Below are 25,131 nucleotides of genomic sequence, written 5' to 3' on the forward strand. Positions count from 1 at the left end.
CCTCGATGGTGTGTGGCGCCGTGACGGCAGGCGGGCGGCTTAGGCCGCCCCGCCCATACGCAAAAGCGCGTGTTTCTTGCGGCCGCTCGAAAGCTTCACGGCACCGTCCTCGGAGAGGTCGGAAAGGCCAATGAGGGCGCGCTCATCGCTGACTGGCGTATCATTCACCTTGATACCCCCGCTGCGGATGAGACGCCGGACTTCGCCATTGGAAGTGGCAAGACCCGCACGCACAAAGGCGGAAAGCACGCCGATCCCGGCCTCGAGCTCGCTGCGCTCCACTTCGATGCTCGGCAACGCATCACCCGTCTGACCGGCTTCGAAGGTGCGCCGCGCAGTCTCTTCGGCGTCCTTCGCCGCGTCGCGGCCATGAAGGAGCGCCGTGGCCTCCGTGGCGAGAACCTTCTTCGCCTCGTTGATCTCTTCGCCTTGCAAGGCTGCCAGACGTTCGATCTCGTCGAGGGGGAGGATCGTGAAGAGCTTCAGGAAGCGACCGACATCCGCATCGGCGGCGTTGCGCCAGAACTGCCAGTACTCGTATGCCGACAGCATGTCGGGGTTGAGCCAGACAGCTCCCTCCGCGGTCTTGCCCATCTTGGCTCCCGTCGCAGTCGTCAGGAGCGGGGTGGTGAGGGCAAACATCTCCACCTGTTCCATCCGGCGTCCAAGATCGACACCCGAAACGATATTGCCCCATTGGTCGGAGCCGCCCATCTGCAGGCGCGCGCCATAACGGCGGTGAAGCTCGACGTAATCGTAGGCCTGCAGCACCATGTAATTGAACTCCAGCAAGGAGAGGTGCTGCTCGCGCTCCAACCTCAGCCGCACGGAATCGCGCTGAATCATCTGGTTGACGGAGAAATGCCGCCCGACATCGCGCAGAACGTCGATGTAGTTAAGTTTCAGAAGCCACTCGGCATTGTCCGGCATGATGGCGTCGTTGCCGCTCTCGCCGAAATGCAGAAGCGGGTCGAAGGCGCGTCGGATGCCCTGCTTGTTCGCCTCGATCTCGGCATCGGAGAGGATTTTGCGGCTTTCGTCGCGGCCGGACGGATCGCCGATCCGCGTCGTGCCTCCGCCCATCAGCGCGATCGGCCGATGCCCTGTCTGCTGCAACCAGTAAAGCATCATGATCTGCACCAGGCTGCCGGCATGGAGGCTCCGGGCGGTGCAGTCGAAGCCGATATACGCGCTCACCATCTCCTTCGACAAAAGGCTGTCGAGCCCTTCCGGATCGGAGATCTGATGGATGAAGCCCCGGGCCTGGAGCGTGTTGAGGAAATCGGATCGAAACGTGGTCATGGGTTCGTTAGTTGCAGGAATGATATGGGGTGCTCCCTTAGCACCTGAAATCACGGAGCGCGAAGGGCGTGACAAAATTTCGTAGCACTTTGGGGGTGATCAGCGGCACATCGATGGATGGGGTCGACGTTGCGCTGCTTGAAAGCGACGGCGAAACGCTCGGCGATATCGGCCCTGCCGCGACTTATCCTCTCGATGATACGCACCGGGCGCTGCTGAGGCGCGCGATGGCGGCTGCAAAAGACGGTACTGTGCGAGGCGCGCCGGTCATCGACGAGGCGGAGGCTGCCGTCACCAAAGCGCATGAGCTCGCTCTTCGTCGCTTTGTGAGCGATCACGCGTTACGGCTTGAAGATATCGCCTGTGTCGGGTTTCACGGACAGACCGTTTTTCATGCGCCTGAACGCGGCATTACGCTCCAACTCGGAGACGGCCAGGCCCTAGCCGATTCGCTTGGCGTTCCAGTTGCTTGGGATTTCCGAACTGCCGATGTGATCGCAGGCGGCGAAGGTGCGCCGCTCGTACCGGTTTATCATCGTGCGCTCGCCCGACGCCTGGGCCGCGGATTGCCGATCGCTTTCGTCAATATCGGCGGTGTCGCCAACGTGACCTATGTCGGTGAGGGCGACACCTTGATCGCGCTCGACACGGGGCCGGGCAATGCGCTGATCGATGATCTCGTGACTTCGCGCCGAGGCCTGGCGTTCGATGCTGACGGTGAAATCACGATGCGTGGGCACCCCGATGTCTCACGGGTTGAGAGGTGGCTCGAGCATCCCTTCTTCACGCGGCCGGTGCCCAAATCGCTCGACAGAGACGCCTTTGCAGCCACCGATGTGACCGGGCTCGACGACGACGATGCGGCCGCCACGCTTGCCGCCTTCACGGCTTCCGCGTTGAATCGAGGTTTTCAGCTTTTGCCGCAAGTTCCTGATCTCGTGGTCGTTTGCGGAGGAGGTCGGCTGAACCGGGGCTTGATGAAGCTGCTTGCCGCAGAGCTTGCCCCGGCGGAAGTCGTCGCGGCCGAGCATCTGGGGCTCGACGGAGACGCGATCGAAGCAGAGGCTTTTGCCTATCTGGCTCTCAGGGCGGCGGAAGGGCTGCCGCTCACATTCCCCGGGACCACGGGCGCTCCGCGGCCCTTGCCCGGAGGCCGCTGGAGTCGTCCCAACCGCAACAATTAACCTCGAATCAAGCCTTTTGGATCAAGGTCAAGTTCCGAAGAAGGTATCGGGTCCGAGTTCATGCGTAAAATAGCGGCCTCCTTCGCGGATATGTTCCGAGGCAAGGCGACAAAACACGGCCGAACGGTCGCATCAGCACAGCCCCTCGAAGAAACATCAGCCCGCGAAACCGCGCCCGCAACGACGCCTCAGGTGATCGAAGCCGGCCGCGAGGCAATCAAGAAGGCTTCCCCCGCCAAGGAGAAGAAGGTCAAGGCCGCAAAACGGCAGAAGAAAGCGGCTCGCTCCATTCCAAGCCGGCGCGGCTCGATTGCGGGCGACCAGACGATCGCGGTCTTCGTCACCTTTGTCGGGCTGATCACGGCGGCACTGACCGCTGGCGTTGTGTATTTTTCTGCCGACGAGCTCTATTCGAAATATGTGCGATCGGAGGCGCTCGAGCGCGCGACCTTTGCGGCAGGCCGACTTCAGGAGACAGGTCTGCAGGACAGGGATGGCAGCATCTCTTCTGGAGAGAATGTCGCCCTTAAGACAATCCTGGCGATGCCCGATGTCTTCCGCATAGAGGTGTTCAACCGGGCGGGTGAGCGCGTCCGAGAGTTGAGTGATGCGCCGGGCGGTGCAGAGATTGCTCCCATTGGTCGCGATGAGGCGCGCACGCTCGTCGAGGCAGGGAAGGGTGCGCTAAGCTGGCAGGACCGCCATGCCGAGGAAGGCGCGGGGCCGTCCTATTACAGCCGTACCCTGGTGCCGATCGAGGATGCAGACGGAAACGCCGACGGCGCGATCGCGGTCTATCTCGACCACAGCGCCGATGAGGCGGGTTTCTGGCAGTGGCTGACAGGAATTCTCGGGACCATCCTGGTGCTGGCGCTCGTCGCCTTCACGATCCCGGCGGTCAGCCTGCTCCTTCGCACGCGTCAGAAGCGCGAGGTCTATGAGGAACTCACCTATGTGAGCGGTCACGATACGCTGACGGGCCTCAGCAATCGCGACGAATTCCTGAGGACGCTGGAGGTCGAAATCCGGCGTCAAAGCGAAGAAGGACATCATCTCGCCCTTCACTACATCGACATCGACCGCTTCAAGGAAATCAACGACACGCATGGCCATGCTGCAGGCGATGAATTCCTGAAGCAGGTGGCCGAGCGGTTACGCGATGTCGTGGAGAAGCCCCAGTACCTTGCGCGGCTCGGTGGCGACGAATTCGCCATCATTCAGCTCGAGGCCGGCGGCACCAAATACGCGGAAATCCACGCGCGACGTATCGGGTCCGCTCTCAACGGCGTCTACAAGGTCGGTGACGGTGAGAACAACGAAGTCGTCGCGAGCGCCTCGATCGGGATCGCGGTATCCCCGGAGCACGGCGAAAACGCCAACGAGCTCCTGAAGAATGCCGACCTCGCCTTGAACAAGGTGAAGGCGGGCGGACGCAACGATATCTCTGTGTTCACCACGGAGCTGACCACCTCGATGCAGGGTCGTCTGGAAATGCAGGCGATTCTCCGCAAGGCCTTCCGAGAGAAGTGGTTCGTCCTCTATTTCCAGCCTCAGTACGATCTCGTGACGCGGCGCCTCACAGGCTTCGAGGCGCTCCTTCGGCTGAAACATCCCGAGCGCGGCGTCGTCTCACCCACGGAGTTCATTCCGGTTGCGGAAGAGACCGGCCTCATCGAGCCGATCGGCGAGTGGATTTTGAAGGAATCATGCCGTGCGGCAAGCCTTTGGCCGGAGCATTTGACTCTGGCCGTGAACCTATCGCCCGCACAGTTCAAGAAAGGCAACTTGCCCCGTTTGATCGCCAAGACATTGAAGCAGACTGGGCTCAAAGCGGACCGCCTCGAGGTGGAGATCACCGAAGGTCTGCTTTTGGAGACGTCTAATCGTGTGCTGTCGCAGCTTCGCGAGATCAAGAAGATGGGGGCCGCCCTCATCATGGACGATTTCGGTACCGGCTATTCAAGCTTGAGCTATCTCTGGCGGTTCTCTTTCGACGGCATCAAGATCGACCGCTCCTTCGTGCACGGTGTGGGCGTCGGCGGGCAGGTGGAGAAGCTTCTGCGTTCCATCATCAGGCTCGGCATTTCGCTCGACCTCAAGGTGACCGCCGAGGGCGTGGAAAGCGCTCAACAGGCACATTTCCTCGTCGCCAACGACTGCCGCAACGTCCAGGGCTTCCTGTTCGGCTGGCCGGTTCCGAAGGACGAAGTGGCAACCGTGATTGCCAAGGACATTCGCGTAGGAACGCGTGCCGCCCAAAAGCGGCATGAGGCGAAGAGGCTCGAGGCGCAAGCGGCAGGCAATGAGTCAGCGAACGCGCAAGCGCCCGAGGAGGGTGTGCGCAAGAGCCGGAACGCCGCCTAGAATTTGCGGAAATATGGTCGTCCGGTCAGCCGGTGTGTCCGGCTGACGGCAAACATCACGCCAGACGATAGACCCGGCTTATCTCGCTCAAAAGCCCGAGGCGTATGAGCTCACCCAAAGCCTCCGAGCGTTCTGGGATTCCCCGTGCAGAGCGCCAACCTTCGGCCGCCGCAAGCTGCTCATCCGTTAACGTCACAACGACCTTGTGAACGGTCTCAGATGTCTGCGACGCCAATTCCTCGCCCACAGCCCAGCAGGATTTTTTTGGTGGCATGACACATGCCCCTTATTTGGGGCGCCGTTGGGGGCAGGCCCGTAACGCCGCCCATTGCTTTTCGAGCGCAAAGTAGGCTCAACCGCAAGGCGGCGGTATCTCGGATATTCCGCTACGTAGAAACTGCGTATATCCAAAACGCTGATCGCAAATAGGCGTCAGCGCATCATCCGGATGAGATCTGCAAGCCCGCGGGCCTCGAGTTTCTCTCGAATGCGGGCGCGGTGTATCTCGACCGTGCGTTGGCTGATGCCGAGCTCGACCGCAATATGCTTGTTGGTCATGCCGAGGACGAGGTGATCGAGAACCTCACGTTCTCGTCCGGTCAATCGGGCCAGCCGCTCCGAGACGATGTGCGGTGGCAGCTTCGAAGATGGGCGGTTTGCTAGCTGGTCGGATGCGGCGCGGATCGCGCCGAGCAGTTGCTCTTCCGAGCCGGGTTTTTCGATGAAGTCGACCGCACCGTTCTTCATGGCTTCGACCGCGAGCGGGACATCACCGTGGCCGGTCAGGATCACAACAGGGATCCCGATGCCATGTTCGGCCATCGTCTTCTGCAAATCCATGCCGCTCAGACCGGGCATTCGCAAATCGATGAACGCGCACAGCCCCTTATCGGCGTCGGCAGCCTCGAGAAAACTCTCGGCGGAGGGAAATGCCTCGGTTTCAAATCCGTGCGCGGAGAGAAGGGCGCCGAGCGAATGACGGACGGACATCTCGTCATCGACGATATAAACCACTCTGCCGCGGGCGGCGTCACGCATCGTCTGGATCCGTAATTCTCAGGGTGAAGACGAAAGTTGCGCCTTCGCCGTTTTCCTGCATCCAGAGCCGCCCGCCGTGGGCTTCGACGATGGAGCGGCAGAGCGACAGGCCGAGTCCCATTCCGCTTGTGGTCGAGTTGTGAAACGGTTCGAAGAGCGTGTCTTCCATTTCTTGCGGGACGCCTGTTCCAGTGTCGCAGATGCTGATCTCCGCCATCGGCGAGGCATTGCGGATCGATAACGTCAAGCGCCTTATCTTGCTACCGGCCATCGCCGTGATGCTGTTGCGTGCGAGGTTCAGGATGACCTGAACGATCTGCACGGGGTCGGCGGATAGAGGAGGGATATCGTCGGCGAAATCAAAGACGATCTCGGGGCGAGGTTCGTTGCTCGCGGCGAGGGCGAGCTCGACCCCTTGCCGTACCACCGCTTTGAGATCCACCCGCTCCACGGTGATCTCTCGTTGACCGATGAAATTGCGCAGACGGCGGACGAGGTCTGCAGCGCGCGCCGATTCGCTGACGGCGCTCTCCATAAGGCCACCGATATGGTCAGGCACGGCAATCCCGTGATTGCGCAGCTCTTGCCGGGATGCGTTCACGTAATTGCTGACGGCTGAAAGGGGCTGGTTGAGTTCATGCGCAAGTGCTGAGGCGAGTTCGCCCATCGAACGATCTTGCGCCGCATCCATCAGCATCAGCCGCAGCCGCGCCTCTTCGGCCTCCGCCCTGCGCATCGCCGCCGTTGCGGCGCGCTCGCGATCGAGACTGTTGATGGCAAAGAGCGCGCGCCGCGTGATGCGGAGGATCTCGCCATCGGTTTCCGTAAACGGCTGGCTGTGTCCGCGCCGCTCTTCAAGCCACAGCGCGAAGGAACCCCGGGGAGACAGGCGCGTCGAGCCGTCTTCCTTGCGGATCTCGATCTTCTCGGGCTTGCCAGCCCATCGGATCGTCTCGCTGAAGGCTTCCCGGAAAAGAATGAGCCAGTCGGACCGATCTTCGGAGAGCTCCATCATCGCGGCGCCGGCGATATCGTTTCCGAGATTGTCGACGCCAAGGAGTTCATGCAACTGATCGCAGGTCGCGATCCCACTCGACATTCTTGCAGCCAGCGGGGCGTAGTTGAAATTGCCGACAGGGACCTTTCCGATAGCCAAGACCTCGTCAGCGAGCTTCAAAAGCATGCCCTGCGCGCCCAGCTGGTTGAGCAGGTCGTCTGCATGCGCCTCGATAGTTTCGCGCAACGGCTGGCCGCTTCGAGCCTCGCTCTCAATCGCAAAAGCGGTTTTCTCCGCACAAATACTGGCGCGCAGCTGGCTGGTGTTTTCCAGGCTATGCAGCAGGGCGGAGATGGTCCCGCCGATCAGCTCACAGGCTCTCAATCTGCTCCAGGACAATTCGAGCGGGCTATAATTGTGGCAGGCGACAAGGCCCCACAGCTTGTTTTCGGAAATAAGGGAGATCGAGACGCTGCCCGCCACTCCCATATTGTTGAGGTATTCGACATGCACCGGCGCGACCGCGCGGAGCTTCGAATAGGTGAGGTCGAGAGGAGCCTGAGACCCGGCATCCGCGACAGTGCCGCCGCGCGTCATGATGGGAACGGGCTCGGCGTTGATGTCCGCGATCACGCGGATCACGTTGCGCACGAAATGGCGCCGAGCCGGATCGGGAATGTCGGATGCAGGATAGTGGAGGCCGAGAAAGCTGTCCGGACGCACGGTGCTTTCGGCAATCACCTCGCCGTGCTGGTCCGCCGCAAAGCGGTAGATCATCACGCGGTCGAAGCCCGTCGCCTCGCGCAAGATCTGTGCGCCGACTTGTGCGAGATCTTCGAGGGTATCAGGGATGATCAGTTCGGAAATGACCCGCTGCCGCAGGACTTCGTCGTCCCAGACGCTGCCTGAGCGGCTTTCGGGGTGGACGAACTCCAAAACGAGCCAGTCACCGCAGCGGTGCGGAAAGCATTCGAGTTCGACGGGCTCACCGTCGACAGAGGGAATCTGGAGCAGGGCGGGTCGGAGAAGATCGGGCGCTGTTGGAGCGAGGCGTCGCGCCAAAAGTGCTTCGCAGCCGTCCGCGCCAAGCAGCTCTGCCAGAGGCAGTCCCAACAGGGAGGGATAGTCTCTTCCGAAATAGGCGCGTGTGTTGGTGCTGGCATATTCGATCGTCAACGAGCCGGCGTCGACTGCGATGAGACAGCCGATCGGCTGGATCGCACCGATCATGTGAATAGGCTCTGTGTCGCAGGCGCTGAGATCAACCGGACTGTTCAGCAAACGGCCGTACCCCTTCGAAACGGTGTGACGTCAGCTCTTCCACGCAGGGCGGCCAAGCGACGCATCAAGACGGCGAAATTGCGCGGACGGAGGCTCAACAGCAACCCCGCGAGGGACAAAAGTGCGACACCGGGACACATGGTACAAACGAGTGGCCAAAGTTCGATTCTCTCGAATCTGCCGGTCTATTGGGATCTGGAGCCTTTGAAGCCAGGCGTTGCATCTGAAAAGCACTGTCCGTTGCGAAGCCCGGGATCCCGGGCACGGATATCTGCCCTGCAATAGGCCCCCGGAAATGTTGCACGTCGGCACTGGACAAACCCTTCATAAAGGGAAACGCTCCCAAGAACATGCGTCTTGTCAACGTGCACTGGACGGTTTTTTCCAGATCGCCGCGAACCACGGCGCTTTCGCTCGACATCCGGCTTTCGATCGTTGAACTCAGATGGCCCTGTATTCTCACAGCCTGTCGCCACTCCTGCAGATGGATTCCGTTGCCGTCACATCCCTGATTTCGGCGATTTCGGATCTCGCTTTAGTCGTGGGCAAAGATGGTACGATTAGCGACGTTTCGTACAATCTTGAATCTGCCTCGGGCGACGAGATCATGCAGTGGCGTGGCCAGCCGGTCGAGAATCTTGTTACGGTCGGTAACCGTACCCGGCTGCGCAGGCTGATCGATTCGGCTCGGCGCGGTCGTGTCCTCGAACGTGCGGACGTCAGCCACCCACTCAAAGCTGGCGGTGAGCTCCCTGTGCGGTATTCCGCTCTTCAGGTCGATGGTGGCGACCAGGTGGTTCTTATTGGCCGCGACCTGCGTCTCGTCGTCGAGCTGCAGTCGCGTCTTCTGGCTCATGCGCGATCGGTCGAGCAGCATGCCCGCAGCCTGCGGCAGGCCGAAGCGCATTACCGGCTTCTGTTCGAGACGGTCTCTGAGGCCATCATCGTGGTCGATGCGGACAGCAGAAAGGTGCGCGAGGCCAACGCTCACGCTGCGCTGCTCCTGGGCGTTCCGGGCAAGGCTCTGAGTGGGCGGAAATTCACGGCTCTCTTCCGCAGCAAGCAAAGGCCGGACGTCCAAGCCTTGCTGCAGGCCGTCGGCGAGACAGGGGCGCCGCTCACGATCGAGGTTGAGGCAGAGGGACGCGTTTCGCTCTCCGCCGAGGCGTTTCGGGCAGGTGACCTCCATTTGCTGATGGTCCGGATATCACCGGTGGAGGAGGAGACAGCGCCGGAATCCGATCTTGTCGCCCTTGTCCGTAACGCCCCCGAAGCGGTCATTCTCGCCGATGAGGATGGCAAGATCGTCTGGGTGAACGAGACGTTCCTTAGGCTTGCAGACGTGCCGTTTGCGGCCAACGCGGCCGGGCGTCATCTCGACGATTTTCTGTCGTGGAGCGGACTGACCCAGGATGTGCTTTTGCAGAACGTGCGCCGCCACGGACGATTGCAGAATGTCTCCGGTATCATTGGTAGCCGAAGCGGTGAGAAAGTCGCTGTGCGCTTTTCCGCGCTCACTCTGCCGGAAGGCACGACGCCAGGTTATGGTTTTGTGTTGCGGCCCCTCGGCCCGGATGAGACGCAGGTGGGGAGCGAGTCGAGCGATCTGGTCCGGGCGGTCGAGAATCTCGTCGAGATGATCGGCTACACGCCGATGAAGGATCTCGTCCGCGACACGACCGATGTGATCGAAAAAATGTGCATCGAGGCGGCTCTAAACCTGACGGGGAATAACCGCACGGTCGCCGCGCGCGTCTTGGGACTGAGCCGCCAGACCCTTTATCTTAAGATGAACCGCTTTGGCCTCGTCGGCCCCGATGATGAGGCCGGCGAGGACTGATAGCTCGGCGGGACTCGTTGCGGTCAGCTCAAGCCTCGACCTGCGCCAGCCGCTTTTCCAGATAGTCGCTGCAATTGCCGATGAGCTCGTCGACCTGGCCCTCGAAGAAGTGGTTCGCGCCTTTGACGGTCTGCTGATCGATGACGATGCCCTTTTGCGATTTCAGCTTGTCGACCAGAGTCTGGACGGCCTCCGGCGGCGCCACGCGATCGTTCTCGCCGTGGATGATCAGCCCCGAAGACGGGCAGGGAGCGAGAAACGAGAAGTCGTAGATGTTCGGCTGCGGGGCGATGGACATGAAGCCTTCCGCTTCTGGTCGCCGCATCAAGAGCTGCATGCCGATCCATGCGCCGAAGGAGAATCCGGCGATCCATACGCCGCGCGCATCGGGGTGTAGCGTTTGCACCCAATCGAGGGCGGCCGCTGCATCCGACAGTTCACCGACGCCGTGATCAAAGAAGCCTTGACTGCGTCCCACACCGCGGAAATTGAAGCGCAGAGCGGTGAAGCCGCGCTCCTGGAACATATAGAACAGGCGATAGACGATTTGATTGTTCATCGTCCCGCCGAATCGCGGATGCGGGTGCAGCACGATGCCGATCGGGGCAGTCTTCGTCTTTCCTGGCTGATAACGGCCTTCGAGACGACCGTCGGGGCCGGGGAAAATCACTTCAGGCATGGTTCACAGGACTCTCAACTCGCTGGGTCAGGAAACTTGCATCTTAGACGGAGGTTTTGTTGACTCCGCCCGAACCCCTCCCTAAAACTTAGTTTGGAATAGTTCAAAAGAAATGCATTCGTCCCCGCTCGTGGCAGGGGCGCATCTAAACACTATGTGTTCGTTCGGTTGCAAGAATAAAGCAGCCGTCCGGCCAGGAGCCATGATGAGTCGGGCTAGAACCTATCTGGACGCAAATGCCACCGAGCCGCTTCGCCCGCAGGCGCGCGAGGCAATGCTTGCGGCTCTTGAACATCCCGGCAACGCGTCCTCGGTGCATGGTGAAGGGCGATGGGCGCGCGATCTGATCGAAGGCGCGCGCGAAGCCGTCGCCGCACTTTTGGGAGCGAAAGCCGCAAACGTCGTCTTCACCAGCGGCGCGACCGAAGCCGCCAATTGGGCACTGACTCCGATGGCGCCGGACGAGCGGCTTTATGTCAGTGCGGTCGAGCATCCCTGCGTTCTTGCTGGCGGCAAGTTCGATCCGGACAGGACGGCTTCCGTGCCGGTGCGCGGTGACGGCGTTCTCGATATCGAGGCATTGCGTGCACGGCTCGCTGCCGACTCAACCGAATCTCGTCCGGTTCTTGCCTTGATGGCCGTCAACAACGAGACGGGGGTGGTACAGCCCGTCGCCGAAGCGGCGGCCGTCGTACATGAGTTCGGCGGGCGGGTGGTCTGCGATGCCGTTCAGGCGGCCGGCCGCATGCCTCTTTCTCTCGAGGGCCTTGGCGCCGACATTTTGTTTCTCTCCTCGCATAAGCTTGGAGGCCCGCAGGGTGCCGGAGCGCTCGTGGTGCAGAGCGACGAGGCCTTCCCGAAGAATCTGCTGAAGGGCGGAGGCCAAGAAAAGCGTCGCCGCGCAGGCACCGAAAACCTCGCCGCGATCGCTGGTTTCGGCGTTGCGGTGCAAGAGGTGCGCCACCATGTGTCGCACATGGAAAGGCTGCAGGAGCTGCGCCAACGGCTTGAGCAGGGTCTGCGCAAAATTGAGGCGCGCACTTTGATTGCCGGCGAAGCGGCTGAGCGGGTCGCCAACACGGTCTTGTTTGCAACGCCGGGCATGGCCGCGGAAACGCTGGTGATCGCATTCGATTTGGAGGGTGTGAGCGTCTCCTCCGGGTCTGCCTGTTCATCGGGCAAAGTCGGCGACAGTCATGTGCTGCGCGCCATGAATTTTGCCGCTCCGAGCGCTGTCAGGGTCAGTCTTCCTTGGAACGCGGACGAGCGGGATATCGATCGTTTTCTTGACGTGTGGCAGACCATCCATCATCGGATGAACCTCGGCCGGGCGGCTTGAACCAATAAAGGAGAACTGAATGCCAGCCGTTCAGGAGACCATTGAGCAAGTTAAGCAGATCGACGTCGATAAGTATAAGTACGGCTTCGAAACGCTGATTGAGTCTGACCGGGCGCCGAAGGGGCTCGATGAGAGCACCGTGCGTTTCATTTCTGCCAAGAAGGGCGAGCCGGAATGGATGACCGAATGGCGTCTTGAGGCTTACCGGCGCTGGCTGACGATGAAGGAGCCTTCCTGGGCGCGGGTGAAATATCCCAAGATCGATTACCAGGAGCTCTATTACTACGCCGCTCCGAAATCGATGAGCGGACCGAACTCGCTCGATGAGGTCGATCCGGAGATCCTGGCGACCTACGAGAAGCTCGGCATTCCTCTGAAAGAGCAGGAGATTTTGGCGGGCGTCCGCAAGGCGGATGAGCCCTCCTCACTCGACGAAGATTCCGGCACTCCGCCCAGTGGCAGCGGCGGCCGGCAGGTTGCGGTTGATGCGGTTTTCGATTCCGTCTCTGTCGCCACGACATTCAAGAAAGAGCTCGCCAAAGCCGGCGTCATCTTCATGCCAATTTCAGAAGCGGTCCGTGAATATCCGGATCTCGTCAGGAAGTATCTCGGCTCGGTCGTGCCGATCACCGACAATTTCTTTGCGACCCTGAACTCGGCAGTCTTTTCCGATGGATCCTTCGTCTACGTGCCGAAGGGCGTGCGCTGCCCGATGGAACTGTCGACCTATTTCCGCATCAACGAGCGCAATACGGGTCAGTTCGAACGCACGCTGATCATCGCCGACGAGGGAGCCTACGTCTCGTATCTCGAAGGCTGCACGGCGCCGATGCGGGACGAAAACCAGCTCCACGCGGCTGTCGTCGAGCTCGTTGCCCTCGACGATGCCGAGATCAAATATTCCACGGTCCAGAATTGGTATCCGGGCGACAAGGACGGCAAGGGCGGCGTCTACAACTTCGTGACGAAGCGTGGCGATTGCCGGGGCAAGAACTCCAAGATTTCCTGGACCCAGGTCGAGACCGGTTCGGCGATCACCTGGAAATACCCGTCCTGCATTTTGCGCGGCGACAATTCGGAAGGCGAATTCTACTCGATCGCCATTTCCAATGGTCACCAGCAGATCGATTCCGGCACGAAGATGATCCATCTCGGCAAGAACACAAAGAGCCGGATCATCTCCAAGGGCATCTCGGCGGGCAACTCCAACAACACCTATCGTGGCCTGGTGTCGGCGCACCGCAAGGCCTCGGGAGCCCGGAACTTCACGCAGTGCGATTCGCTCCTGATCGGCGAAAACTGCGGCGCTCACACCGTGCCCTATATCGAATCCAAGAACGCCGGGGCGATCTTCGAGCATGAAGCGACGACGTCGAAAATCTCCGACGACCAGATGTTCTACTGCCAGCAGCGCGGCATGAGCGAGGAAGAAGCGGTGGCCCTGATCGTCAACGGCTTCGCCCGTGAGGTCATCCAGAAACTGCCGATGGAGTTCATGGCCGAGACGCAGCGCCTGATCGGCATCTCGCTGGAAGGCAGCGTCGGCTGATTGCGGGCGGCTCTTCGGAAGCCGAATTTTGAGACATATCAGGGGGCTGACCCTGAAAGCTGAATCAATTCAGGAACAAACGCATGCTTGAGATCAACGACCTGCACGCCAAGGTGGCGGAAGACGACAAGGAAATCCTGCGCGGCCTCTCTTTGAAAGTCGGAGCGGGAGAGGTGCATGCCATTATGGGCCCGAACGGGTCCGGCAAGTCGACCCTGTCCTATATCCTGGCGGGCAAGGAGGATTACGAGGTCACGGGCGGATCCGTCACCTTCAAGGGCGAGGACCTCTTGGAGATGGAGCCCGACGAGCGGGCCGCCGCCGGCGTCTTTCTGGCCTTCCAGTATCCGATCGAAATTCCGGGCGTCGGCACGATGACTTTCTTGAAGACGGCGATGAACGCCCAGCGCAAGGCGCGCGGCGAGCCGGAGTTGACGACGCCGGAATTCATGCGCCGCGTGAAGGAAGTGGCGGGCGAGCTCAACGTCACGCCGGAGATGCTGAAGCGCCCGCTCAATGTCGGGTTTTCGGGCGGTGAAAAGAAGCGCAACGAAATCCTGCAGATGGCGCTTCTCGAGCCGTCGCTCTGCTTGATGGACGAGACGGATTCCGGCCTCGATATCGATGCGCTCCGTGTCGTGGCCGATGGCGTCAACAAGCTGCGTTCGCCTGATCGCGCGATCGTCGTCATCACCCACTATCAGCGCCTGCTTGAGTACATCGTGCCGGATTACGTGCATGTTCTCTCGCGAGGCCGCATCGTGACGTCCGGTGGGCGCGAGCTGGCGCTCGAGCTGGAGGCGAAGGGCTACGCCGATTACGTGGAGGCCGCGTAATGGCCGAGCCCGAACGCACGCGCACAAAAGCCGAGGAGGCGCTGGCCCACCATTTTGCAGCGCTTTCCGGCGACGATCCGATACGCGACATGCGCACCACGGCCTTCGATGCCTTCATCGAGAAGGGCTTGCCGAACCGCCGCGTGGAAGACTGGAAATATACTGACCTGCGGCGGCTGATGACGGACGCGCCGGCGCCTGCCGAGCCTGTCAATCCGGAGCGCGCGCGTCACCTGGTCGACCAGGCGGATATTTTCGCCGATATCGACCGCGCCCGCATCGTCTTCGTGAACGGATATTTCGTACCGCCGCTCTCCGATTTGAGCGGCGTCGAAGATGCGCTCGATTTTGCGTCGCTCGGCCGTTTTTTGAACGACGGTGGCGCTCTCCTGGAGCGGAGCGAGCAGGTCGATCCAGGTGAAGCGCCGGTCTATGCGCTCAACAGCGCCTTCGTGCGCGACGGCGCCGTGATCCGTATTCGCGAAGGCGCAAAGCTTACGAAGCCGCTTGAGATCTGCACCGTCTTTGCCGGAAACGAGCCGGGGCTGCAGACACTCCGCCATCAGGTGACGGTGGGAGACGGAGCGGAAGCTGTCATCCTGCAAAGCTATGTCGGTCCCGATGGCGTCGGCTACCACACCAATGTCGTCTCCGACATTCGCATCGGCAAAGGTGCGAAGGTGAAATGGGTGAAGGCGCAGGAGGAGGGTGACCAGGCGCTCCATCTTGGTCTCATCCTGCCGCGTGTCGAAGCCGACGCGGTGTTCGATCCGTTCTTCTTCGCAGCTGGAAGCGCGGTCGCTCGTTCCGAGATCCGAATGATCTTCGACGGCGAGGGGGCCACGTCCGGCATCCGCGGGGCGACCATCGCGAGAGGCCGTCAGCATCTCGACACCACCTTGATCGTCGATCACGCGGTGCCGGAATGCGTGAGCCAGGAGTTCTTCAAGGCGGCGATAGACGACGAGGCGCGCGGCGTTTTCCAGGGGCGCATCAATGTCTGGCCGCACGCGCAGAAGACCGAAGGCAAGATGATGAGCCAGGCTCTGCTCTTGTCGGAGGACGCGGAGTTCTCCAACAAGCCGGAGCTCGAAATCTTCGCCGATGACGTGGTTTGCGGCCACGGCGCGACCTGCGGTCAGATCGACGAAGAAATGCTTTTCTTCATGCGCTCTCGCGGCGTTCCGGCCGATGAGGCCGAACGTTTGCTGGTGCATGCATTCCTCGCCGAGGCGATCGAGGAGATCGCAGACGACGACGTCGTCGCGGCACTTGAGGCGCGCACACGCCGCTGGCTGTCGCTCGGAGGCGAGGTCCGCTGACGGAAGCTGCCGCGACCTGCGGCAGCCATTTTGCGAATAGGCGCTTCGGCGCGAGAGGACGGGGCTGATGCTGACAAAGAACGCCACCTACGACGTGGAGGCTGTGCGGGCCGATTTCCCGGCGCTTGCGCTGGAGGTCTATGGCAAACCGCTCGTCTATCTCGACAACGGTGCCTCGGCTCAGAAACCGCAGGCGATGATCGACGCCGTTTCGCGGGCCTATGCCTCGACCTATTCCAACGTTCATCGCGGCCTTCATTTCCTCTCGAATGCGGCGACCGAGGCCTACGAGGATGCCCGAGAGACTGTGCGCGGCTTTCTCAATGCTGCGTCGGTGGATGAGGTGATTTTCACGCGCTCCTCGACGGAGGCGATCAACCTTGTCGCATCGTCTTATGGAAGCATGGCGATCGGAGAGGGGGACGAGATCGTCCTTTCCATCCTCGAGCACCACTCGAACATCGTGCCTTGGAACTATCATCGCGAGCGCGCTGGCGCGGTGATCCGTTGGGCGCCGATTCGCGAGGATGATTCGTTCGATCTGGAAGCCTTTGAGCAGCTTCTCAACGATCGCACCAAAATGGTTGCCGTGACTCATCTTTCCAACGTCACGGGGACGGTCGTGCCGATCCGGGAGATCTGTCGGCTTGCCCATGAGCGCGGCATCCCCGTTCTCGTCGATGGCAGCCAGGCCGCCGTGCACCTGCCAATCGACGTTCAGGATCTCGGCTGCGATTTCTATGTCTTCACCGGCCACAAGACCTATGGACCGACCGGCATCGGGGTCCTCTGGGCGAAACGGGAATGGCTGGAGAAAATGCCACCGTTTCTCGGTGGTGGAGAGATGATCAAGGATGTGACGCAGGACGGCGTCACCTATGCGGAACCGCCGCATAAATTCGAGGCCGGGACGCCGCCGATCGTTCAGGCGATCGGGCTGGGCTCTTCGCTCAAGTACATGCGGGAGCTCGGGCGCGAAAAAATCGCGGCCCATGAGCACGAGCTCAAGGAGTACGCGCACGAACGGTTGGGGGAGATCAATTCGCTCACGATCTATGGGCATGCACCGGATAAGAGCGCCATCATCTCTTTCAACCTGGAAGGCACGCACCCGCACGATGTCTCGATGATTATTGACCGGGAAGGGGTGGCGGTGCGTGCGGGCACGCATTGCGCGCAGCCGCTTCTCACCCATTACGGGACGACCGCCACGTGCCGTGCGTCTTTCGGCCTCTATAATACGAAAGCAGAAGTCGATAAATTGGCGGAAGCCCTGATGAAGGCGCAGACCTTCTTCGCGTGAGGATAAGAGCGATGGACGAGACCACGCACAAGGACGAAACCGACGCCGCGGCGGCGCCCGAGCCGCACGCGGACGAGGCGCCGAATTCCCCGGATATCGAGGTTTCGGCGATGCCGCCTGAGGAGGTTGAGCGCCTGAGCCAGGATATCGTGGCGGCTCTCAAAACCGTGTACGATCCCGAGATCCCGGCAGACATCTATGAGCTTGGCCTGATCTATAAGGTCGATATCGACGATTCGCGCCATGTGAACATCGACATGACTCTCACGGCGCCGGGCTGCCCGGTGGCCGGCGAAATGCCGATCTGGGTGGAGAACGCAGTGGCCTCTGTTCAGGGCGTTTCCGGTGCGACGGCGACGATGGTCTTCGATCCCCCCTGGACGCCGGAACGGATGTCGGATGAGGCGAAAGTCGCGATCGGTTGGTGGTAGGGTCCGGCGCCGCTTGACGCGGGGGCTCCGCAGTCTCGTGCTCCGGCTTTTGCAAGACGCACCGCGGGACTGGAAACGACGAACCTCAGTGACTAGGTTGAACCTATGGCTTTTCCCGGATTTCAAGTTCTGAGCCTCACGGATGCCGCAACAGCGCGTGTCCGTGAAATTGTGGCAAACGCCGAAGCGCCGGCTTCGGGCATCCGAGTCGGCATCAAGAAGGGCGGATGCGCCGGTATGGAATATACCGTCGATCTCGCGCGCGACGCAGACCCCTCCGATGACAAGGTCGATCTTGGAGAGGGGGTTGCGGTTTTCGTCGATCCCTCCGCCACCTTGTTTTTGCTCGGCACCGAAATGGACTTTGAGGTGACGAAGCTGCGGACGGGCTTCGTGTTTCGCAATCCCAATCAGACCTCGGCCTGCGGTTGCGGCGAATCGGTGGAATTGCGGGCTGCCGATCCTGGCAACTTTCAATCGGCCCGTGTGTGAGCACGGTTTCTGATCTCAATAAAAAACGCCGGCCCTCGGGCCGGCGTTTTTTTATTGGGAATGAGACGGAGCGGCGATCGATCGATTCGGCCGCCTTGCGGGCCCGTCTACGTGCTCGTTCAGCTGTTGCCGACGCGAACCGGCTGCAGAAGAAAGGCCGGCACGTGATCGCCGAAGCCAACGGGCTCCTCTTCGCGCTGCCTCTGCTGCTTGCCTTTCGACCGCCCGCTCTGCTGCGGCTTGTCGTTGCGCTGTGGCCGCGAATCCGGACGAGAACTCGCCTTGCTGTGCTCGGATTTCCCGTGCTCGGACTTGCTGTGACCCGACTTGATTTGGCCGGACCGGGCTTCGGTCGGTGCAGAACCCTCGCTTGCAGCAACCTCGTCCGCATCCGTCTTCGTTGCAGGCTTTGCGCTGCGCGAACGCTCTCGGCCGCCGCTCTTCCCGCGCCGCGAACTTGAGCGCCGCGGACGTTCGTCTTCGTCGTCTGCCTCCGGTTCGGCGGTTTCAAAGTCGGGAAGGGGCGGGATTTCGCGATGAATGAGCTTTTCGATCGCAGAGACGTACTTTTTCTCTTCAGCTGTCATCAGCGTGAAGGAGCGACCCTTGCGCCCAGCCCGCCCCGTCCGGCCGATGCGGTGCACATAATCTTCCGCATGCGTCGGTACGTCGAAATTGAAGATGTGGCTGACCGCCGGGATATCGAGGCCGCGGGCGGCGACGTCCGAGGCGACGAGAAGGCTGATGCGATTTTCGCGGAACGATTCCAGCGTCGCAAGCCGCGCATGCTGGTCCATATCGCCGTGCAGCGCCCCGGCTGAATAGCCATGCCGCCGGAGCGAACGCTCGAGCGTCGCAACATCGCGCTTGCGATTGCAGAAGATGATCGCGTTGGTGAGATCCTTCTCGCGATCGATCAAAGCCCGCAAAGCGACACGCTTCTCGTGCGGTTTGCGACCCGTGACGACGGTGTGTTGGCTGACGTTTTCCGCAGTGCTGGACGGTCGGGAAACCTCCACCCGCTCCGGATTGGTCATGAACTTCGCCGCGAGCGTGGCGATTTCCTTCGGCATCGTCGCCGAGAAGAGAAGCGTCTGCGGTTTGCGCGTCGCCGTGATCAGGCTGACGATCCGCTCGATGTCGGGAATAAAGCCCATGTCGAGCATGCGGTCCGCCTCGTCGATGACGAGGACTTCGACACCTGTCAGAAGCAGCCGACCGCGCTCGAAATGATCGAGCAGGCGCCCCGGTGTCGCGATGAGAACGTCGGCACCCCGCGTCAGCTTCTTGTCCTGCTCATCGAAGGAGATGCCGCCGATGAGAAGCGCCACGGTGAGTTTGTGGTTGGCGCCATAGCCGGAGAAATTGTCTTCCACCTGTGCCGCGAGCTCGCGCGTCGGCTCAAGGATGAGCGTCCGCGGCATACGTGCGCGTGCACGACCGCGCTCCAGCAGCGTCAGCATAGGCAGTGTGAAGGACGCCGTCTTGCCCGTGCCTGTCTGGGCGAGGCCGAGGACGTCTCGTCCTGCCAGCACATGCGGGATTGCCGCCGCCTGAATGGGCGTCGGTTCGGTGTAGCCAACCGCGTGAACGGCCTGCAAAACCTTGTCGCTTAAACCTAGATTATCAAAGCTCATGGGAAATTTCGCGCCCGGCGGAAAACTTCTCAACGTCGGGCTTGTTTACACGAGGCGCACCATAGGTGCCATGCGACATGTGTCAAGCAAGCGGTTGAGCTGGCATGCTTTCGTCCTCCGCGCATTTTCGTTGAGCCCCTCCTGGGGCAGCGCACCCAGAGCCAATTGCGATGGAATGGCCCCGAATTAGGTGTTGAAGTTGCCTCTGTTTTGAGAGGTCCTTGGAGGCTTTTTCCTTAATACGCCTTCGTCCGAGACCTTGATGATAGCAAAAGTCGCAAGACGCTACCGAATAAACATTGTAGGATCATCGTTATGCTAAAAATAGACTTCGCCAAAAATCCGGTCGGTTTCTGCCACAATGTGGCGGGAAAAGGGTGTATTAACTTATCGTTCACAGTTTGCCGCCGTACATTAACGTTCGTTAACAATAAACAGCTGGTTTGAAAGCCTCCCACTGTTGCGTTTCGGCGACAGACAGGACCGTCGCGCTTTGCTAAATGAACTCTTGGCAAAGGGGAGCCTTACAGTTTTCCCGCAATGGAGTACCACATGAAAAAGATCCTTCTCGCGAGCGCCGCGGTTGCCCTGATGGGCGGTTCCGCCCTCGCAGCGGATTTGCCGACCTATGAGCCGGCTCCCGTCGCAACGCCGGTTGCCACCCCGACCTACAACTGGTCCGGCGGCTATGTCGGTCTTCAGACTGGCTGGGCGTGGTCGAACGTCGACACCGACTTCAATTACGGTGGCACGACGGTCGGCGGTTTTGATTTCGACAGCGACGGCTGGACGGCCGGTGTTGCCGCAGGTTGGGACTACCAGTGGAACTGGGCCGTCCTCGGCGTGCGCGGCGACATCAACTGGCTTGACGTCGATGGCGACGGCAACCGTGACACCGTTGTCAACGGCATGGACGCCAACTGGCTCGCCAGCTTGACGGCCCGCGCCGGTGTCGGCATGGACCGCTTCCATCCGTATGTCCTCGGTGGTGTTGCCTACGTCGATTATGACCACAGCAACTCTTACACCGACGGCACTGTTGTCTATGGCGACAGCGACGACGATGGCGACTTCGGCTGGACGCTCGGTGCCGGCATCGAGGTTGCGGTCACCGACAACATCTCGGTCTCGGGTGAGTATCGCCACTACTGGTTCGACGACAAGTCGATCGGTTATGCGGACGGCTCGAGCGTCGATTTCGACACCGACATGGACACCTTCATGGTTGGTGTGAACTGGCGCTTTGGCGGCCCGAGCGGCTCGGTGATGGCCAACTACTAATTCTCGCTTCCGAGCGAGTGCGAAACCGGCGGCTTCGGCCGCCGGTTTTTTTTTGTGCATCACGGTGTGTCGTGAGGAGAGGTTTTGCGGGCGCCTCGCGCAGGCCTGGGACCCGCCCCGTCGCATCGATCGAGATGATTTGCCCGGCCGCTGCATCGCGCTCGAATGCAGCGTCGACACGCCGGATATCGGGCTTGCTCCGAACCGCTTTGTGAAGCGAGAGCCGCGCTCGGGCGGGCCTAGATGTCGAGATCCGGCGGTGCGAAAGCCGCGCGCTCTTGGATGAAGGCGAAGCGTGCTTCGGGCTTGTTGCCCATGAGCTGTGTCACGGTGGCGCGAACCGCCTGAGCTTCGTCTTCAACGACACCGACGCGCAAAAGCGTGCGGCGGGCCGGGTCCATCGTCGTCTCTTTGAGCTGCGCCGGCATCATCTCGCCGAGGCCTTTGAAGCGGCTCACCTCAACCTTTCCGCGGCTTGAGAACTCGGTTCGCATCAGTTCGTCGCGATGAGCTTCGTCGCGGGCGTAGAGAACCTTTCCGCCTTGCGAAAGCCGGAAGAGAGGAGGGACCGCGAGAAACACGCGTCCCTGCCGGATTGCCTCCGGCATTTCACGATAGAAGAACGTGATGAGGAGGGACGCGATATGCGCGCCGTCCACATCGGCGTCGGTCATGATGATGATCTTGCCGTAACGCAGATCCTGCTCGCGGTAGCGCGAGCCGGTGCCGCATCCGAGCGCCTGGATCAGGTCCGAGAGCTGCTGATTCTGAGAAAGCTTTTCGCGCCCGGCGCTTGCCACGTTGAGGATCTTGCCCCGGAGCGGGAGAATTGCCTGCGTGCGCCGGTTACGGGCCTGTTTGGCGGAGCCTCCGGCCGAATCGCCCTCCACGATGAAGAGCTCGGTATCGTCGCGGTCGCTCGCGGAGCAATCGGCAAGCTTGCCCGGAAGGCGGAGTTTGCGGGTCGCGGTCTTGCGGGAGATTTCTTTTTCACGGCGTCGGCGCAGGCGCTCTTCGGCGCGGTCCACCACCCAGTCGAGAAGGTTTGCCGATTGGTTCGGTGATGCGGCGAGCCAATGATCGAACGCATCGCGAATGGCGGCGTCGACGATGCGGGATGCTTCGCCAGTTGCGAGCCGGTCCTTGGTCTGACCGACGAATTCCGGTTCGCGGATGAACACCGAGAGCATGCCGCCCATCGAGGTCATGATATCGTCGGAGGTGATCTGGGCCGCGCGCTTGTTGCCGATAAGCTCGCCATAGCCCTTAAGGCTGCGCAGGAGCGCGGTGCGCAACCCTGCTTCGTGCGTGCCGCCTTCAGGCGTCGGCACCGTGTTGCAGTAGGAGCTCAGGAAACCGTCGCCGGCAAACCAGGCCAAGGCCCATTCGACGGCCCCATGCCCGCCCGGACGTTCCGTGCGGCCGGAAAAAATGTCTCCGACTCGGGTCTCTCCGGCGAGCGTAGCGTCGAGATAATCGCGCAGCCCATCCGGAAAATGGAAGACGGCCTTCTCCGGCACTTCGCTCTTCGGATCGATAAGGGACGAAGGGCAGTTCCAGCGGATTTCGACCCCGCCGAAGAGATAGGCCTTCGATCGCGCCATCTCGTGCAAACGCTTGGGATCAAACGTGATCTCGGTGCCGAAGATTTCCGGATCCGGGCGGAAACGGATGCGCGTGCCGCGGCGATTCGGGGCGTCGCCGGCTTCTTCCAGCGGGCCGAGCGGCTTGCCGCGCGAAAAAATCTGTCGGTAGAGCTTGCGATTGCGCGCAACCTCCACCTCGAGTTTTTCCGACAGGGCATTGACGACGGAGACGCCGACCCCGTGCAATCCGCCGGAGGTTTCATAGACCTTCGAATTGAACTTTCCGCCGGCATGCAGCGTCGTCATGATGACTTCGAGCGCGGACCTGTCGGGGAATTTCGGATGCCTGTCGACGGGGATTCCGCGGCCATTGTCGGTGACGGTCAGGAATCCTTCGGTGTCGAGCTCGACCTCGATCCAACTGGCGTGGCCGCCCACGGCCTCGTCCATCGAATTGTCGATCACCTCGGCAAAGAGATGGTGGAAAGCCTTCTCGTCGGTGCCGCCGATATACATGCCCGGCCGGCGCCGGACCGGCTCCAAGCCCTCCAAGACCTCGATGTCGGTGGCGGAATAGCCCGACGCCGGAGCGCTCGCCTCACGCGCCTTGCGGCGGCGCGGGGTCCGCTCGGTGGGCGTTTTTGTGCCGGAGGGCTTGCTGGCGCTCGAAAAAAGATCCTCGGCTCGGTCCATGCTTCTGCCTTGATGCGAATCGGGTGGCGATGTTGCCATGGTCTCGGCCTTGCGGCGACGTGACCCTACTCCATGCGCAGCCGCAGAGAAGCGACCGCAGAGCATGCCGCTATCGATGCGCCTTCAAGCGCTTGGTTTCAAGGGCAGCGCGCAGCTCGGCTTGCAACCGGTGGAGAACCGGAGGTGGACGACCGACAGGGCAAAGGAAGCCTTTTCGGATGCGCGCGATGAACCTAGCCGGCCATCCACCTGGACCGCCTAAAGATAGAGCAGATTCGTTAACGGTGCTGTGCCGTTTGCGACACATCTGCCTAGAAACTCGGCCTGCGCCAATTTAGCCGACCATGCCTCATCTCCCGCCGGCAGTCGGGACGAGACCACAGGGGCTTGCCAAAACCGAGGACGTCACTCTGGCTCTGCCGTTTCGTTGGGAGGTGGCCCAATTCGCGCGCGCAACAAAAAGGGGAGGCGGTGACCGCCTCCCCAAAGTGCTTTCGATGATGGCTCTGAGCCCGAAGGGTCAGACCGAGTAGTACATCTCGAACTCGATCGGATGCGGGGTCTGCTCGTAGCGGATGTTCTGCTCGCGCAGGAGGTCGAGATAGGCCTCGATCTGATCCTCGTCGAAGACGCCACCGGCCGTCAGGAAGTCGTGATCGGCTTCGAGCGAAGAGATGGCTTCACGCAGCGAGCCGCAAACCGTCGGGATGTCCTTCAGCTCCTCCGGCGGCAGATCGTAGAGGTCCTTGTCCATCGGGTCGCCCGGATGGATCCGGTTCTTGATGCCGTCGAGGCCGGCCATCAGCATGGCGGAGAAGGCGAGATACGGGTTCGCCGCCGGATCCGGGAAGCGGATCTCCATGCGCTTCGCCTTCGGCGAATTGGTGTACGGGATACGGCAGGAGGCCGAGCGGTTGCGCGCCGAATAGGCGAGCAGCACCGGAGCCTCGTAGCCCGGGACCAGACGCTTATAGGAGTTGGTGGTCGGGTTCGTGAAGGCGTTGAGTGCCTTGGCGTGCTTCAGGATGCCACCGATGTAGAAGAGGCATTCTTCCGAAAGATCGGCGTACTGGTTGCCGGCGAATACCGGGTTGCCGTCCTTCCAGATCGACTGGTGGCAGTGCATGCCGGTGCCGTTGTCGCCAAAGACCGGCTTCGGCATGAAGGTCGCCGTCTTGCCGTAGGCCGCGGCCGTCTGATGGATGCAGTATTTGTAGATCTGCAGCTTGTCGGCGACGCGCACGAGCGTGTCGAACTTCATGCCGAGCTCATGCTGAGCGGAACCGACCTCGTGATGGTGCTTTTCGACGTCGACGCCCATCTCGGCCATGTACATCAGCATGTCGGAGCGCAGGTCCTGGGCCGAATCGATCGGCGGCACCGGGAAATAACCGCCCTTGGTGCGCACGCGGTGGCCCATATTGCCGCCTTCGTACTCCGTCCACTGGTTCGTGGGCAGCTCGATGGAATCGAGCAGGAAGCCGGTGTTGTAAGGCGTGCAGGAGAAGCGCACGTCGTCGAAGATGAAGAATTCCGCTTCCGGACCGAAAAAGGCGGTGTCGCCGACGCCGGTCGACTGCAGATAGGCGAGGGCCTTCTTCGCCGTAGTGCGCGGGTCGCGGTTGTAGGGCTCGCCCGTGGACGGCTCCAGGATGTCGCAGAAGATGGCGAGCGTCGGCTGCGCGAAGAACGGGTCGATGACGGCGGTGTCGGGGTCCGGCATCAGCGTCATGTCGGACTCGTTGATGGCTTTCCAGCCGGCGATGGAGGACCCATCGAACATGATGCCGTCGGCGAACATATCCTCGTCGACGATGGATACGTCCATGGTCACGTGCTGCATCTTACCGCGCGGGTCGGTGAAGCGCAGGTCGACATATTTCACATCGTTGTCTTTGATCGTTTTCAAGACATCGGAAGCATTGCTCATGAGTGTCACCTTCTAAATGGAATGGGGAAAGGGTGCGGCCATCGGAG

Annotated in this window: 17 protein-coding genes and 1 pseudogene; 11 read left to right on the top strand and 7 right to left on the bottom strand. The window is 61.2% G+C overall.

The features are described from left to right. Positions 1–39: 39 nt before the first annotated feature. A complete protein-coding gene (gene tyrS, locus EO094_RS16035) occupies positions 40–1,302 on the bottom strand; it encodes a tyrosine--tRNA ligase (RefSeq protein WP_128293911.1) in 1,263 nt (420 codons plus the stop codon). Positions 1,303–1,370: 68 nt separating this feature from the next. Here tyrS and EO094_RS16040 point away from each other — a divergent pair, with 68 nt between their 5' ends. Together EO094_RS16040 and EO094_RS16045 are read left to right on the top strand one after the other, a co-directional pair. Then, positions 1,371–2,486, top strand: a complete 1,116-nt coding sequence (locus EO094_RS16040; RefSeq protein WP_205649950.1) for an anhydro-N-acetylmuramic acid kinase — start codon at positions 1,371–1,373, stop codon at positions 2,484–2,486. Between the two features lie 192 nt (positions 2,487–2,678). Further along, the gene (locus tag EO094_RS16045) at positions 2,679–4,850 is read left to right on the top strand and encodes a putative bifunctional diguanylate cyclase/phosphodiesterase (protein WP_164879696.1); all 2,172 of its coding nucleotides are present in this window, start codon (positions 2,679–2,681) and stop codon (positions 4,848–4,850) included. Between the two features lie 432 nt (positions 4,851–5,282). Here the strand turns inward: EO094_RS16045 and EO094_RS16050 are convergent, their stop codons facing one another. Both EO094_RS16050 and EO094_RS16055 read right to left on the bottom strand, forming a co-directional pair. Next, positions 5,283–5,888: a response regulator transcription factor gene (locus EO094_RS16050; protein WP_128293913.1), complete on the bottom strand. Its 606-nt coding sequence runs from the start codon at positions 5,886–5,888 to the stop codon at positions 5,283–5,285. Continuing rightward, positions 5,881–8,166, bottom strand: a complete 2,286-nt coding sequence (locus EO094_RS16055) for an ATP-binding protein (RefSeq protein ID WP_281275268.1) — start codon at positions 8,164–8,166, stop codon at positions 5,881–5,883. The genes EO094_RS16050 and EO094_RS16055 overlap by 8 nt, the downstream gene beginning before the upstream one ends. 445 nt (positions 8,167–8,611) lie before the next feature. Here EO094_RS16055 and ppsR point away from each other — a divergent pair, with 445 nt between their 5' ends. Next, complete coding sequence (ppsR, locus tag EO094_RS16060; protein WP_128293915.1) at positions 8,612–10,006, top strand: transcriptional regulator PpsR; 1,395 nt, start codon at positions 8,612–8,614, stop codon at positions 10,004–10,006. Between the two features lie 28 nt (positions 10,007–10,034). Here ppsR and EO094_RS16065 read toward each other — a convergent pair whose 3' ends face one another. Further along, on the bottom strand, positions 10,035–10,685 hold the full coding sequence (locus EO094_RS16065; protein WP_128293916.1) for an alpha/beta hydrolase: 651 nt from the start codon (positions 10,683–10,685) through the stop codon (positions 10,035–10,037). Between the two features lie 205 nt (positions 10,686–10,890). Between EO094_RS16065 and EO094_RS16070 the strand changes: the two genes are divergently transcribed. The 7 genes from EO094_RS16070 (at position 10,891) to sufA (ending at position 17,957) form a co-directional block, all read left to right on the top strand. Next, positions 10,891–12,024, top strand: coding sequence for a cysteine desulfurase family protein (locus tag EO094_RS16070; RefSeq protein ID WP_128293917.1), 1,134 nt, complete (start codon positions 10,891–10,893; stop codon positions 12,022–12,024). Between the two features lie 19 nt (positions 12,025–12,043). Beyond that, positions 12,044–13,573, top strand: a complete 1,530-nt coding sequence (gene sufB, locus EO094_RS16075) for a Fe-S cluster assembly protein SufB (RefSeq protein WP_128293918.1) — start codon at positions 12,044–12,046, stop codon at positions 13,571–13,573. An 83-nt stretch (positions 13,574–13,656) separates the two neighbouring features. Beyond that, entirely contained in the window at positions 13,657–14,409 is a 753-nt protein-coding gene (gene sufC, locus EO094_RS16080) for a Fe-S cluster assembly ATPase SufC (RefSeq protein WP_128293919.1), read from the top strand. Then, positions 14,409–15,731 (top strand): Fe-S cluster assembly protein SufD, encoded by a 1,323-nt coding sequence (gene sufD, locus EO094_RS16085; RefSeq protein ID WP_128293920.1) that lies wholly within the window; start codon positions 14,409–14,411, stop codon positions 15,729–15,731. The genes sufC and sufD overlap by 1 nt, the downstream gene beginning before the upstream one ends. A 67-nt stretch (positions 15,732–15,798) precedes the next feature. Next, a complete protein-coding gene (locus tag EO094_RS16090) occupies positions 15,799–17,034 on the top strand; it encodes a cysteine desulfurase (RefSeq protein ID WP_128293921.1) in 1,236 nt (411 codons plus the stop codon). Positions 17,035–17,144: 110 nt separating this feature from the next. Beyond that, on the top strand, positions 17,145–17,465 hold the full coding sequence (locus EO094_RS16095; RefSeq protein WP_244514555.1) for an SUF system Fe-S cluster assembly protein: 321 nt from the start codon (positions 17,145–17,147) through the stop codon (positions 17,463–17,465). A gap of 105 nt (positions 17,466–17,570) precedes the next feature. After that, positions 17,571–17,957, top strand: a complete 387-nt coding sequence (gene sufA, locus EO094_RS16100) for a Fe-S cluster assembly scaffold SufA (RefSeq protein WP_128293923.1) — start codon at positions 17,571–17,573, stop codon at positions 17,955–17,957. A 119-nt stretch (positions 17,958–18,076) separates the two neighbouring features. Here the strand turns inward: sufA and EO094_RS16105 are convergent, their stop codons facing one another. Then, entirely contained in the window at positions 18,077–19,594 is a 1,518-nt protein-coding gene (locus EO094_RS16105) for a DEAD/DEAH box helicase (protein WP_128293924.1), read from the bottom strand. A 552-nt stretch (positions 19,595–20,146) separates the two neighbouring features. On the opposite strand from EO094_RS16105, the gene EO094_RS16110 reads away from it, so the two are divergent. Then, the gene (locus EO094_RS16110) at positions 20,147–20,875 is read left to right on the top strand and encodes an outer membrane protein (protein WP_164879697.1); all 729 of its coding nucleotides are present in this window, start codon (positions 20,147–20,149) and stop codon (positions 20,873–20,875) included. A 239-nt stretch (positions 20,876–21,114) separates the two neighbouring features. On the opposite strand, the pseudogene parE reads toward EO094_RS16110, so the two are convergent. Together parE and glnA are read right to left on the bottom strand one after the other, a co-directional pair. Continuing rightward, a pseudogene (gene parE / locus EO094_RS16115) lies at positions 21,115–23,087 on the bottom strand (DNA topoisomerase IV subunit B); the annotation flags it as partial. A 587-nt stretch (positions 23,088–23,674) separates the two neighbouring features. Continuing rightward, positions 23,675–25,084, bottom strand: coding sequence for a type I glutamate--ammonia ligase (gene glnA / locus EO094_RS16120; RefSeq protein ID WP_128293927.1), 1,410 nt, complete (start codon positions 25,082–25,084; stop codon positions 23,675–23,677). Between the last annotated feature and the right edge of the window lie 47 nt (positions 25,085–25,131).

This window comes from Afifella aestuarii (assembly GCF_004023665.1).
In the GTDB taxonomy this organism is placed as follows: domain Bacteria; phylum Pseudomonadota; class Alphaproteobacteria; order Rhizobiales; family Afifellaceae; genus Afifella; species Afifella aestuarii.

What these genes read in the sequence shown, in the direction of transcription:
- glnA (WP_128293927.1), bottom strand. Translation starts at nt 25,084, where the DNA reads ATGAGCAATGCTTCCGATGTCTTGAAAACGATCAAAGACAACGATGTG.
- sufB (WP_128293918.1), top strand. Translation starts at nt 12,044, where the DNA reads ATGCCAGCCGTTCAGGAGACCATTGAGCAAGTTAAGCAGATCGACGTC.
- tyrS (WP_128293911.1), bottom strand. Translation starts at nt 1,302, where the DNA reads ATGACCACGTTTCGATCCGATTTCCTCAACACGCTCCAGGCCCGGGGC.
- EO094_RS16090 (WP_128293921.1), top strand. Translation starts at nt 15,799, where the DNA reads ATGCTGACAAAGAACGCCACCTACGACGTGGAGGCTGTGCGGGCCGAT.
- EO094_RS16050 (WP_128293913.1), bottom strand. Translation starts at nt 5,888, where the DNA reads ATGCGTGACGCCGCCCGCGGCAGAGTGGTTTATATCGTCGATGACGAG.
- EO094_RS16110 (WP_164879697.1), top strand. Translation starts at nt 20,147, where the DNA reads ATGAAAAAGATCCTTCTCGCGAGCGCCGCGGTTGCCCTGATGGGCGGT.
- EO094_RS16095 (WP_244514555.1), top strand. Translation starts at nt 17,145, where the DNA reads ATGCCGCCTGAGGAGGTTGAGCGCCTGAGCCAGGATATCGTGGCGGCT.
- ppsR (WP_128293915.1), top strand. Translation starts at nt 8,612, where the DNA reads ATGGCCCTGTATTCTCACAGCCTGTCGCCACTCCTGCAGATGGATTCC.
- EO094_RS16065 (WP_128293916.1), bottom strand. Translation starts at nt 10,685, where the DNA reads ATGCCTGAAGTGATTTTCCCCGGCCCCGACGGTCGTCTCGAAGGCCGT.
- sufC (WP_128293919.1), top strand. Translation starts at nt 13,657, where the DNA reads ATGCTTGAGATCAACGACCTGCACGCCAAGGTGGCGGAAGACGACAAG.
- EO094_RS16070 (WP_128293917.1), top strand. Translation starts at nt 10,891, where the DNA reads ATGAGTCGGGCTAGAACCTATCTGGACGCAAATGCCACCGAGCCGCTT.
- EO094_RS16105 (WP_128293924.1), bottom strand. Translation starts at nt 19,594, where the DNA reads ATGAGCTTTGATAATCTAGGTTTAAGCGACAAGGTTTTGCAGGCCGTT.
- sufD (WP_128293920.1), top strand. Translation starts at nt 14,409, where the DNA reads ATGGCCGAGCCCGAACGCACGCGCACAAAAGCCGAGGAGGCGCTGGCC.
- sufA (WP_128293923.1), top strand. Translation starts at nt 17,571, where the DNA reads ATGGCTTTTCCCGGATTTCAAGTTCTGAGCCTCACGGATGCCGCAACA.